Below are 11,571 nucleotides of genomic sequence, written 5' to 3' on the forward strand. Positions count from 1 at the left end.
GTCGTGGTGGGCGGGTGGTCAGAACTTGGGGCCGGTGTAGCTGAAGACGTTGCTGTTGAAGGCGTCTTCGAGCGTGCGACCGCCACCGAGGTCAAAGGCGTGGCCCGCGTCGATGCCGACCACCTCAGTGATGTTGGTGGCGATGGTGGCGAGGCCCGCGCCGTCCTCGAAGGCACCGAAGAGCGACAGGGCGAGGGGGGCGAACATGAAGAAGGTGAAGATGCGAATCATGGGAATCTCCTAGTGTTTTGGCGGGAGTTCACCCGCCTGAGCGTTGGTCGTCGTTAACTATCGGAGTGGGCGTCCAGACAGTCCTGACAGTGCTTCGGGATAGGTCTCTAACCGCTCTAACCACGCAAAAGAGGCCCACCAGCGTCATGCCAGCGGGCCTCTCTCCGAGCGATACGCACCGGGGTCAACCAGGAGGACCCCACGCGCGTTGTATGGCGATGAGCGCTCCGTACCCATAGCGGTCCTCCAGGGCGTCACAGTGGTCGCGCCACAGGTCCGTGACCTCGGAGGGCAGGCTCATGGAGATGAGGCGTTGGTGCTCCGCGACCGCGCCGAGTAGGACCCGCTCGACCGCCGTCCACAACGCTTGGGCTTGGTCACTCTCCGAGTCCTTACCGTGCTCGTGGGCCAGGCGGCGAACGGCTTCCAGTGCTGCTTGGTGGTCGGCCCTGATGGCCTCGAAGGCCTCGGGAGTCATGGGGGTGGGCTTGCTCATGCCAGCTCCTCCAGCAACTCTCGCGCGGCCTGCTCCGTGGGGAAGCGTCCGTAGCGTGCGCGGCACTCGACGCCACAACGGCATGGGGTGATGCGCCGGGCGGTCGTAATGTGGACTGCTCCCTGTGCGCGAGCGGCAGCATTAGCCGCCCTACGCTCCTCTGCTTCTGTCTCCAAGCCAGCCAGGAGCGTGCGCTTCCAGTCGGTGGTCTGCCGTAGGGAGAGGACCTTGTGGCCGCGGGGGTCGTCCCCCAGGCGTGCCCTCACCGCCTGTTCGACGCGGTCGTCTCCCGCGAGCCAGAGCGCGGTGAGGTATCGAGCGCGCTGTTCGTCCTCACCACCAGCGGCAGCAAGTTGACCCTCGTAGGCCTTGAGGATGCTGTCCACGCTCGCGGGCTTGACGCTGCGCTCGACCTCGAAAGCGATGCTGCGGGCCTGCCCAGTGGCCGGGTCTCGCGGCAGGCGAAGTACCAGGTCGGGGAAGTGGGGATGGGTGCGAGCGCCGTAGGCGCCCCACAACCAGAGCTTGGAGTCGTCGGCCTCGTCCTCGGGCTTGGCGAACCGAGCCTCGCTGGCGATGGCCTCCCACCCCTCCCACTTCGCTGTGAAGGCCTTGCTTGCAGCCTTGCGAGCCAGTCGCTCCAGGTCGGTGAGCTGCTCCCCCAGTCGCTTGTTAGCGGCCCGTACGACCTCGCTCTCACTGAGGAAGTCCGACAACTCCACCTCCCTGCCGAGTGCCTCCTTGGCAACTGAGCGCACTGGCCCCTCCCCCCTGAGCGCCGTGAGCATGACCCAGCCCACCTCAATGGTGTGGCGGATGGCGCCGGGACCGGACGCCTCGTCCACCGCTTTAGTCGATGCGTCCAGCAGGTCCTTAGCAGCGCTAGTGAGGAAGTAGGCCGTGGGGAAGCCCCCGTAACTCTTCTTCCCCATGAACCCTTGCGCCTCCAACCGGCCGAGGAGCTTCGCCGTACTACGGGTGTCGCTTTCGAGGTAGACGGCCACTTGCTCGACGCTGGTGTAGCGCGCCTTGTCCGTCCACAACAGTGCGGCGAGGTGCTCCTCCCCCATGCGGAAGCGGCTGGCGCGGCGATGCTTGCGGCGCTGGCGGGCGGGCTGCGCCTCCACCCCTTCGGACGCGGGGGTGATGACCGGCGCCGCCGCTTCCTCCCTGACAGGCGAGGGAGTGGCCTCCTCACACTGCTCTACTCGCGGCTCTCCCATGGTGGTCTTAGGTGGGGTAGGCGGCGCCGCCACGACCTCTTCCGTTGCTGCTGGGGGCGACGCTTTCACCTCCGGAGCTGCTGGCAGGCGCAGTCTCGGAGCCGCCGAGGGCGGAGTGTTGATGGTGGTCTTAGGTGGGGTAGGCATGGCCGCCACGGGCGCGGTGGGCTGCGCCCGTGGCGGCGTCGCCGGGGTCTTCGGAGCCTCGGTCTTAGGTGGGGTCGCGCCGGGCGGTCTCGGGATGCTGAGCCGCGGGATGGAAGGCTTGGTCATGGGGTCTCCAATGCTGGTAGCTGCGTGGTGAGCGGGGACTTTCAGCCGAAAATCCCTCGGGGCGCACTATCAGTTGGAGGTCGGTAATGGCATGGCTTATAGGTGGGGCGGGGCGTAGCGCTTAGGTGGGGCCTGCCAGTGGCGTAGGGCGAAAAGGGGGAAAGCAAGAAGCAACCGCCCTGCCGGAACAAAAAGCACCTTCCGTCAGTCGGCACTTTGCCCAAGCCCACCCAGCTGGGGGCTGGGACGGTCTAGGGCCTGGGTCGCCACCCCTCACTCCGTGCGGTCGCCACTAGGGTCCGGCTCGCTCCGCTTCACTGCCCGTGGCTTCCCACCCCGAGTGAGCTCGACGACCCGATGGCGGGAGTGCGGCCAGGAGCCCGGCGCACACCCGCTGTGGACCGGACCACTTCGTGACCCGGGTCCACTTGGAACTACCGGAAGCCCTTCGGGCAACCCGCTCACAGGGCCACTTGGGGCTCTCCGACACTTGGGCTTGCCGGTATGTAACAGGAGCCCTTCACCTCACGAGCGCGGAGGCGAAGCCGACGCGCCAGTGGAACAAGGGCGGCGGAGGGGGTGGAGCAGTCGACCGCACACCCCTCAGTCCCACAGTCGCGGGGTGTTTCTTTTTTTTCGAGCATGGGCGTGCCGCGACCACCGAGTTCCAGGGGCCGTGTGGTGCTGGCGTGGAGGGCCGCGTCGTGAGAGTCCCTGTCGTGTCAACAGGCGTTGTCACCGTGGCGCGTTCCAGCGCTACGCCGTCGTCTGCACCGTGGGCGCCTCCAGCCTCTCTACGTCCGCGATGAGGTCGGCGACGGTCTGGTAGCGCGCGCCCAGATCGAGGATCGCGCACTTTTGGATGATGTCGCCCACCGCATCACCCCGCGGCTGCAGGCCTTCCCGGCCGGTGAAGATGTAGCCGAGCACCCAACCGATGGGGTACATCTCGTTCACGACCTTGTAGTCCTTGAAGTTCGTCAGCATGGGGTCGCGGAGCGTCCCCTTCATCTCGGTCTGGGTCAGGGTGAAGTCCTTCGCGGGGTCCTTCACGAGACCAAAGTCCGAGAGCTTGACCAGGACGGCGCCGACGTCGAACTCCTTGACCAGGATGTTCTGAAGACTGATGTCGCGGTGCAGCAGCTCCCGGTGATGCAGGTAGTTGATGCCGTAGAGGAACTGAAGGGCGATGCGCTTACGAGCGGTGAAGGAGAGCGCTGCGTTCCTCCGACCGATGTATGCGCGCAGCGTGGTGTCGCAGTACTCCATCCGGTACTCGTTCCGCGCCTCGTTGTACTGGTAGACCTGCACCACGTACGGAAAACTCAGGCCCTTGAGGACCTCGAACTCTTGCTTGAAGCGTCCCAGGTCTCGCTCGTCGAGGTCCTTCTTCGCTCGCTTCACGGCGAACTTGATGCCGTAATCGGGGTCGACGTAGGAGTACACGTGGGCGTAGGACCCGCTGCCGACCATCTTCATCTCGACAGGGGTCTGTTGCTTTTCGAGTTTTACGCTGGTCGATCCGGAGGTGAAGACGGGCTCGTACTCGACCACCTTGATGGGCTCGAAGTCCTCCGGCACTGGACTACCCCCGCTTGGGGTGAGCCATGGCCGACACCGGTCGAGCGCGTCTTGGTAGGAGCGGTCCAACTCCGCCTCGACGCCAGCCCGCCTCAACAGGTGGAGGTCCTTCTCGATCTCATCCATCAGGGCGAGCAGGTCACGGCTGTTGTCGGCCCAGTAGTGACGGGTGGTCTTCGCGCGACCGTTGATGTCGCTGAAGTGGTCGTTCAGGCGCCGGTGGAGGACAGCGAACATGTGACCCCACTCGGACTCGTCGTAGAGGCGAGCGAATCGCGGCGAGTCGGGTAGCGCCTCGTACTTCTCTCGCAAGTCGGCCAGCATGAACTCCGGATTCGCCACGTGTCCCCTCTCTCTCCAGCCGCCATGATCCCATCCATCTCGGCGCATACGCTCAAGTTCTGGCCAGGGCGAGCCGTGCCTACGCACACGAACGGCAACAGCACCGTTCGCAAGCGGGCGCCTCACGACGACGCCGATAGTGGTTCTCGTGTCCAGGGCGTTTTTCCTGCCCGGGGTCTCCTTCAGGGCCCCCGCCCGCGAGCGTTTGGTCACGAACTGCGGGTGGGGGCTTTCCCCTGTCCCACCCCCCACGGCATGGGCAGGCGCGCAGTACTCACGGCCTCACAGGGCTTTAGCGCGTTCGCGTGGGTTCACCCGTCCACCAGTCCGAGCGGCTCCTGCTGCGGAGTACTGCGGCACAGCATCAACGGCGCTAAGCGCGCTAAGTCGAGCCAGCGCACCTACGCCAGCTCACTCCGATAGCTAACTCGCCGCCTCACTGGGAGGTGGCGACTTTCGCTCAAGGAGATCCACATGCTCAACTCACTCAAGGCGCGCCTCGAGGCCCGCAAACACGACGGCAACCTCGACTCCGGTGATGTCGTACAGACAGTCATCCTCATCGCGGGCTTCGTCATCGTCGCCATCCTCGTCGTGGTGTGGCTCGGTACGGCCATCATGAACAAGGGCGTGGACGCTGGTAAGTGCATCGAGTCCAGCAACACCTACACCAACACGGTGGGGAGCTGCGATGGCTCCCAGGGCAGCGCATCGGACGACAACTCCTTCACCAAGGACGGTGGCTACCAGGAGCGCTACGGCAACACGGACGAGGACTGATCCCTGAGGGACGACTGACCACTCCCGTTAGTCGCTACCACTCCCTCCCCCTGAGAGGCCCCGACCGACCGGTCGGGGCCTCTTGTCTTTAGCTCCGCTCACATCCACCACATGCCAGCGGCGCTGATAGTGCCCCTCGACCAACGCTCACACCTAGGAGTCCACATGAACCCCGTTGACCGCTTCCACATCAGCTTCCGTCTTGGGCAGCCCGTGCCCTGTAGAGACGCCGAGTGCCCCGAGCGGCTCCACTCCGCTGACCCCCAGGAGTTGCGCCTCGCCTACGAGGAGAAGATGAAGGACCGGCTACTGCCGTCGCCCTGGACGAAGAGCAAGCGTCCCCGTCTCTGACCCCCTTGCTGTGCGCCGGTCACACCTCTCACTGGTGACCGGCGCACAGTTGTTTAGGACCGGCACACGGCTAGCTCTTTCATGGGCATACTGACCACCGAGGACCGGCACACTGTCTCGCCACAGTGTGCTGGTCCTCAGCCTTTACAACCCATCGACTCTGCCGCTTTCTAGCAAAACAGCTATGGCCGCGACCCCCTAACGGCGCTACCGACGCACGCGCCGGACGGGCGTGGGAATGCGCGGTCGCCATGCGGAAAACCGCTTAGGGCTGCGCTCACTGCGGACCCTCACCTCGCGACAGCTCATGGCTACGCCATGAGCTGGCACGCCCGCTGATAGTGCTCTCCACCATCCCCGACCAGGAGAGACACCATGACCCGATTCCACTTGGGCAAGAACGGCCCCGCCCCCTGTAACGCGAACGACCGCGCCTGCCCCCTTGGAGGCGAGCACTTCGACACGGAGGAGGACGCCTTCGACGCCTACGACTTCGACAACTACGACCGTGACGACACGCTCATGCCCGCACTCGAAGCAGAAGCTAGCGCGAGCGGCGTCGAGGCGCTTGCTGAGCAGAAAGCAACCGTCGAGGACGCCCAGCGCTGGCTGGCTGACGATGACGCGATTCGAGACGGTCGGTCAGTAGAGGCGGTTGTGCCCTTCCTGCACCCTGACGGACGGCCCGCAATGGAGATTAAGTGGAGCGCCAAGAACGGCGATGTGTGGCAACACAGCACGCTGGCTCGTGGCGACCTCGCGGAGCGACTCGGCCCCATGGCGGAGGCGGACCAGGAAGGACTCGTTGCGAAGCTGAACGAGACGCCTGCACCTACCCCGGCCGAGGACCTCAGTGCCCTAAAGGACATGCCGGTGGAGTGGGCAGAGGAGTTCCTGGACAAGGACCCCAGCACCATGTCCGCGGCCGAGGCCAACCACTGGTGGGACGCGCGCCGCAAGGTCGTCCTCGAGGCACGGAGCCTGGTCAAGCAGGCCCGCACGGACCCCACCGTCCGCAACCACGCACAGTTCAAAACCATCGAGGCCATGGCCAAGCTCAGCACGGACCCCAGCCACCACCCGGGCGGTCGACCCCGCGCAAGCGTCAGGAGCATTCAGAAGGAAGCCGTCCACGCCATGCGGGCCATGGAGGCCACCAGGCACGGGTTCAGCACGCTCGGGAAGACGCCTAAGGAGTTGCCCCCGGAGGTCATCGAGGCCATCAAGAAGAACTACCTCAAGCTAGAGGGAGAGCCCTTCACCGGCAGCGTGGGCGAACTCATGGCCTGGTGGCAGAAGAACAAGCACCGGGTCTGAGGAGGCCGACATGAGCACGACAGTGAAGTTCCATCTAGCCAAAGACGGCCCCGCACCCTGTAACGCCACGAAGCGGGCCTGCCCTCTCGGAGGCGAGCACTTCGATACTGAGGAAGAGGCCTTCGACGCCTACGACGCAGCCGCGGCATCGGACCAGCAAGTGCAGCCCATGGGGGAGGCGGAGGCCCGGGCGCTGACGAAGCAACTCCTCGCAGAGCACGGGTTGGCTGATGTGAAGGTCAAGTTCACCAACAGCACCAACTCGCTCGGCAAGTGCGTCTTCAGGCAAGTGAGGCGCTTCGGGAGCATCCACTTCGAGACCATCCCTTATGCGATTCACCTCTCGCGTCGCTGGCTTCAACACGGCTCCCGCGAGCAGGCTGAGGACACCATCCGTCACGAGGTAGCCCACGCTGTCGCGGGCTCGCTCGCTGGGCACGGTCCGGCGTGGAAGGAGGTCGCGCGACGACTGGGCGCCACCCCCGAGGCCTGCGCTACTGCCACTGCTGAGGAGCGGGAGGCAGCCCACCCCTACAAGATTCAGTGTGAGGGGTGTGGCGACAAGCACCTCTTCGGGAGCGCGCCCAGGTCGGTGCGAAGCTGCGGCAGGTGCTCCACGAAGAGCGGCTTTGACCCCACGACGATGTTCACCCTCTACAAGGAGGGGCAGCCCGTGGAGCTCGATGCCATGCCCCGGAGCTACCGCGGGTCCTACCTCTTCGTCCAGGAGAAGTATGCGGACGAGATTGCTGTCGCCAACGCGGAGCGATTGGGCGTCGAGCCGGACGAGGCTGGGTTCGCCACGAACCCCGTCACCAACACCTGCCACTACTTCGGCAGCACCAAGGCCCTGCGCAACAACGAGGACGAGCCGCAGCGGGAGAAGAAGCCCGCTAAGGAACTCGACCCCGCCATTATTGAGGCCCTCAAGCTGAAGTATCTGAAGAAGTTCAAGGTGCCCTTTGACGAGAGCGGCCTGTCCGTCCCGGAACTCCTACAGATGGCGCAGAAGGGCGAGCTGGACTGAGCCCACTCCGATAGTTAGTTGCACCTTAGGGAGTAGCCCCATACCGGCCCGCATGAGCCGGTGTGGGGCTTCTTCTATGAGAGCGGCATACCTACTTGCTCAGGACGGAGCTCACTCACCATTGACCGTTCACCCTGCGCGGTCCCGCAGCCCTGACGGTTCCGGGACCTTTATGGCTAGCCACTGCGGAGCATCGGGCTACAGCCGTTAGCTCTCTTCGGCCCTAGCCCGACCACTCAGGACAGCGGAACTCTCACTCTGAGGACCGCAGACTCACTGCGGCTAGGCGGGCTCCGGGCGTAGGTCGCGCACCCCACGGGCTCGTCAGCATTAGCTCGGACCGCTCGCAGGAGCGAGGCCGCGTTCACGCTCCGATAGTGGAACCCGTGCCGTCGAGAGTGATTCCTCGACTTCTTCCGACCGGCGCGAAGTGTGAGTAAAGGGTCTTGTCCACCCGAGCTCCTCCACTTCGCGCCGGTCGCTTTATGAGTGGCGTCCCTACTGGGGTCCGGCGTAGCGATAGTCCCCATAGCCGCTGTGAGCGCGAGGTACGGGCTTCGACACCCTTCTATCCCCGCTCACAGCGGCTTTTGTGTGCTCACTTGCTCCAACGTCCCAACCCTCGGGTGGGCGTGACTACTAGCTTCGCGCGAAGTCTGCGCCGATGCAGCTCTAACCGCGCTACGCCGCGGTTTCTGCCATGGCCGTATCGGCGGTATCGAAACAGAGTGCCAATCTCTATTTAAGGAGAAATTCTCTATAGCTGAGCTTTACATCTCATTCCGATAGTACCGATACAACACCGATACTAGAGGATAGAAAATGTCGAAGAACACGGTACTAATCCCACCCGCACTCGCTGAGGCAGTGGTATTCCCACTTGCACGCCTGGCCAAGACCCCCGCCGTCAAGTGGCGGCAGTTCAGTGATCCCCTCCCCACTGGCACCCAGGGTTATGGCGTGGACTGTGGCAGGTCAGGCCTGGTCGTAGTTGACCTCGACTGCCACGAAGAGGACGCCAATGGGCTCGACTCATGGCGGGCACTCCTGGACGCCCACGGCGGCGCCATCGGAGACACCTTCACCGTCTCCACCCCCAACGGCGGACTCCACCTGTATTACCGCGCTCCCGAGGGCGTCCAGGTCCGCAACAGCGCTGGAAAGCTCGGCCCCGGCATCGATGTGCGAGGCAAGGGTGGCTACGTGGTCGGTCCCAACTCAACCATCAAGACCACCGCGGGGTTGGAGGCTGCTTACGAGGTGGTGCGCGAGGAGGTCATCAGCGACCTCCCGGCATGGCTGCTCGACCTCCTCACCGCGAAGCCCGCGAACACCCCGACCCAGCCACCCCATGAACCACTGGACGACTTCCCGGACAACTACGCCCGCAAGGCCTTGGAGTCCGCCTACTACGCAGTGGCAACTTCCCCATCAGGTCAGCGCAACGACACCTTGAACCGGGAGGCCTACGGTGCGGCAAAGGCAGGCGCGCCCATCGCCCGCGTTATCGCAGACCTAAGTCGAGCGGGGCTCGCCAACGGGCTCACTGCGTCAGAAATCGCCGCAACCGTCGAGCGCGCAGCCAATGAGGGTGCGCAGGCCTACGTTCCCCGCATCCGTCCCGACTCCGCCACTAGCCCAATGGAGGTCGGGAGTAGCGGGAACATGGAGTTCCAGCAGTTCACCAAGGAGTACTACCTCGACCTACCGCTTGGAGAGCGCTGGGCATCGTCCAAGAACGGGAACCTCCTCTACGTCATGGAGTCATCCCAGTGGCTCCGTTACGACGAAGACGAGGGCGTGTGGGTTCAGGTCAAGGAGTCGAGCGTCCGGGAGGACGCCGCTCACTGGCTCCGCAAGGAGTACAACTCCGCAGTCCTCTGCAACAAGGACGCCATTACCCGTCTTGCGGAACGCTGCCTGAACAAGTCCACCGCGGACAACACCATCTACATGGGCAAGCTCCACCTCCTTGTCTCCTCCGCGAAGCTCGACACCCACAAGGACCTGCTTGTTGTCGCAAACGGCGTTGTGGACCTCCGCACCGGCACGCTGCGGCCCTTCGACCGCGAGCTGTTGATGACGAAGCGCACGCCCTATCCCTACGACCCAGCGGTCAAGAGCGCCTACTGGGGGAAGGTGCTGGATGCTCTCCCCTCCGACGCCCACGACTGGCTCCAGGTAATGACCGGCCAGACCCTCACCGGGCACCAGTCCGCGAGCGATGTGTGCCTGTTCCTGTTCGGCGATGGGTCAAACGGCAAGAGCACCTTCCTCGACATCCTCGCCGCCAGCGCCGGAACGTACGGGGACGAGCCGCCGCAGTCCACGCTCATGCGCAAGACGGGGCACAGCGAAGACTTCGGCCTCATCGAGTTCAAGGGCGTGCGCCAGGCGCTAGTCGAGGAGCTGCCAGACGAGCGGAACCTCGACGTGAAGGCAATCAAGAAGCTCGTCGGCACCAAGAATCTCACTGCTCGCGGCATGTATCGCGACTACGAGACCTTCGAGGTTCAGGCGACGCTCTGGGTGTCCTGTAACCGCCTACCCAACGTGTCTGAAACCGACCACGGCACCTGGCGCCGACTGTTGGTTGTGCGCTTTCCCTACACCTACCAGGCGACCGCCGACGACATCACCGAGCCCACCCACAAGCTGGCAGACAAGAAGGTCAAGAAGTATGCGTCCACGGACCCAGACACCATCACCGCGTGTCTTGCGTGGCGTATCGAGGGCGCGAAGCGGTGGTATGCGGACCGCGACCTGGAGTCCCACCTGCCCGCCTCCGTCAGAGAGGCATCCAACGTATGGCGCAAGCGGAGCGACCACATCATGGCTTGGAGTGAAGAGACGCTCGTGGCCGACCCGTCCTCCTTCGCCCTCAGCATGGACCTGCGCGACAGCTTTAACCTCTGGCTCCGCAACAACGGCTACCCCGCGTGGGGCGCCAAGCTCTTCCTAGAGCGCTTCGAGACCAGCAACTTCTTCACAAAAGGCAACCTCGTCTACAACTCAAAGGCCACCGTCGCGAAGAACGTCCACCAGTCGACCTGGCAGGGACCGGACGGAGAGGCACGCATCGCCGGTAAGCAGCCCGCGCACATCTTGGGAGTCCGCTTCCGCAATGAGTACGACGACGACCGTGAGCTCACGGCCCTCGTAAAGGAGTCGGTGGACAGGACCCACACAACTCTCGAGGACGAGGACACCCCAGAGTTCGACGCCGAGGAGTTGTTCGACCTCGAGGACGAGCCCGCGTTCTGACCCACCCCTACAACCCCACCCACAGAAAGGCTTGCCCCTGGCGAGCGTTAGGAGGCTTCGGCCCCATGCTCTTCTACTTCAACCCCAAGACCGGCATACCCCACCCATGCGTCCTCCCCGACTGTTCAGCCCATCCGCACTACCGCACGCAGTCTGACGCGGCCTACGCCTATGCCGCTCAGGCGGGCGAGGTGGGAACCATCACGCAAGCACTCATGCCCTTCGGAAAGTACGAGGGAGACCCCTACCTCGAGGTGGCAGAGGACCGGCGATACACCGCGTGGCTGTTGGGGAAGGCGTGGTTCCGCAAGCAACACCCCGACGCACACGCCGCCCTCGCTGACGCGCGTGAGGTCGCGGCGCTACGGGCCGACTTCCGCGGACTCTAGGCATCCCCTCACTTAGAAACTCACCGTCCTGAGCCGTCGGGCTCTATCCCATACCCACCAACGGATAGAGCCCGACGGCTACAGCATGAGAGCCCACTTCCTGCGGGTTACTGCGTTCTCGTGGGGCCGTGCGGAGTAGCCGCAGAGCCAGCAGGCTCGCCGTTCTGATAGTGGCGACGCGATGGGAATCGCGTCCTCCGGTTGAGGAAAATGGTTGAGGTTGAGGGGCGGCATACCGCGGTGGTGTGCCGCCCCCGTCTTGTGAGAGCCACTCCCCGGCGCGCGCTGATAGTCCCC

Annotated in this window: 10 protein-coding genes; 6 read left to right on the top strand and 4 right to left on the bottom strand. The window is 64.4% G+C overall.

All coding sequences use genetic code 11. From position 1 onward, the window contains the following. Positions 1-18: 18 nt before the first annotated feature. The 4 genes from J2S59_RS04235 to J2S59_RS04250 form a co-directional block, all read right to left on the bottom strand. Positions 19-231 (bottom strand): hypothetical protein, encoded by a 213-nt coding sequence (locus J2S59_RS04235; RefSeq protein ID WP_068117049.1) that lies wholly within the window; start codon positions 229-231, stop codon positions 19-21. 184 nt (positions 232-415) lie between these two features. Further along, positions 416-727, bottom strand: coding sequence for a hypothetical protein (locus J2S59_RS04240; RefSeq protein WP_068117051.1), 312 nt, complete (start codon positions 725-727; stop codon positions 416-418). Continuing rightward, the gene (locus J2S59_RS04245; RefSeq protein ID WP_181641509.1) at positions 724-1,797 is read right to left on the bottom strand and encodes a hypothetical protein; all 1,074 of its coding nucleotides are present in this window, start codon (positions 1,795-1,797) and stop codon (positions 724-726) included. The genes J2S59_RS04240 and J2S59_RS04245 overlap by 4 nt, the downstream gene beginning before the upstream one ends. Positions 1,798-2,979: 1,182 nt before the next feature. Beyond that, positions 2,980-4,359, bottom strand: coding sequence for a protein kinase family protein (locus tag J2S59_RS04250; RefSeq protein WP_246360116.1), 1,380 nt, complete (start codon positions 4,357-4,359; stop codon positions 2,980-2,982). A gap of 261 nt (positions 4,360-4,620) precedes the next feature. Here J2S59_RS04250 and J2S59_RS04255 point away from each other — a divergent pair, with 261 nt between their 5' ends. The 6 genes from J2S59_RS04255 (at position 4,621) to J2S59_RS04280 (ending at position 11,274) form a co-directional block, all read left to right on the top strand. Then, positions 4,621-4,926 carry a hypothetical protein gene (locus J2S59_RS04255; RefSeq protein ID WP_068117335.1) on the top strand — a complete coding sequence of 102 codons (306 nt, stop codon included), beginning with the start codon at positions 4,621-4,623 and terminating at the stop codon, positions 4,924-4,926. 165 nt (positions 4,927-5,091) lie between these two features. Next, positions 5,092-5,277 (top strand): hypothetical protein, encoded by a 186-nt coding sequence (locus J2S59_RS04260; RefSeq protein ID WP_068117332.1) that lies wholly within the window; start codon positions 5,092-5,094, stop codon positions 5,275-5,277. A gap of 375 nt (positions 5,278-5,652) precedes the next feature. Beyond that, a complete protein-coding gene (locus tag J2S59_RS04265) occupies positions 5,653-6,594 on the top strand; it encodes a hypothetical protein (protein ID WP_306824843.1) in 942 nt (313 codons plus the stop codon). 10 nt (positions 6,595-6,604) lie between these two features. Further along, on the top strand, positions 6,605-7,621 hold the full coding sequence (locus tag J2S59_RS04270; RefSeq protein WP_306824844.1) for a SprT-like domain-containing protein: 1,017 nt from the start codon (positions 6,605-6,607) through the stop codon (positions 7,619-7,621). Between the two features lie 822 nt (positions 7,622-8,443). After that, positions 8,444-10,885 (top strand): phage/plasmid primase, P4 family, encoded by a 2,442-nt coding sequence (locus J2S59_RS04275; protein ID WP_181641717.1) that lies wholly within the window; start codon positions 8,444-8,446, stop codon positions 10,883-10,885. A 65-nt stretch (positions 10,886-10,950) separates the two neighbouring features. Then, on the top strand, positions 10,951-11,274 hold the full coding sequence (locus tag J2S59_RS04280) for a hypothetical protein (RefSeq protein WP_068119280.1): 324 nt from the start codon (positions 10,951-10,953) through the stop codon (positions 11,272-11,274). Positions 11,275-11,571 lie beyond the last annotated feature (297 nt).

The sequence above is a fragment of the Nocardioides massiliensis genome (assembly GCF_030811215.1).
Taxonomy (GTDB): Bacteria; Actinomycetota; Actinomycetes; order Propionibacteriales; family Nocardioidaceae; genus Nocardioides_A; species Nocardioides_A massiliensis.

Bases quoted from the DNA above. Each gene is read 5' to 3' on its own strand.
- J2S59_RS04235 (WP_068117049.1), bottom strand. From the start codon at position 231: ATGATTCGCATCTTCACCTTCTTCATGTTCGCCCCCCTCGCCCTGTCG.
- J2S59_RS04270 (WP_306824844.1), top strand. From the start codon at position 6,605: ATGAGCACGACAGTGAAGTTCCATCTAGCCAAAGACGGCCCCGCACCC.
- J2S59_RS04240 (WP_068117051.1), bottom strand. From the start codon at position 727: ATGAGCAAGCCCACCCCCATGACTCCCGAGGCCTTCGAGGCCATCAGG.
- J2S59_RS04275 (WP_181641717.1), top strand. From the start codon at position 8,444: ATGTCGAAGAACACGGTACTAATCCCACCCGCACTCGCTGAGGCAGTG.
- J2S59_RS04265 (WP_306824843.1), top strand. From the start codon at position 5,653: ATGACCCGATTCCACTTGGGCAAGAACGGCCCCGCCCCCTGTAACGCG.
- J2S59_RS04245 (WP_181641509.1), bottom strand. From the start codon at position 1,797: ATGGGGGAGGAGCACCTCGCCGCACTGTTGTGGACGGACAAGGCGCGC.
- J2S59_RS04280 (WP_068119280.1), top strand. From the start codon at position 10,951: ATGCTCTTCTACTTCAACCCCAAGACCGGCATACCCCACCCATGCGTC.
- J2S59_RS04255 (WP_068117335.1), top strand. From the start codon at position 4,621: ATGCTCAACTCACTCAAGGCGCGCCTCGAGGCCCGCAAACACGACGGC.
- J2S59_RS04260 (WP_068117332.1), top strand. From the start codon at position 5,092: ATGAACCCCGTTGACCGCTTCCACATCAGCTTCCGTCTTGGGCAGCCC.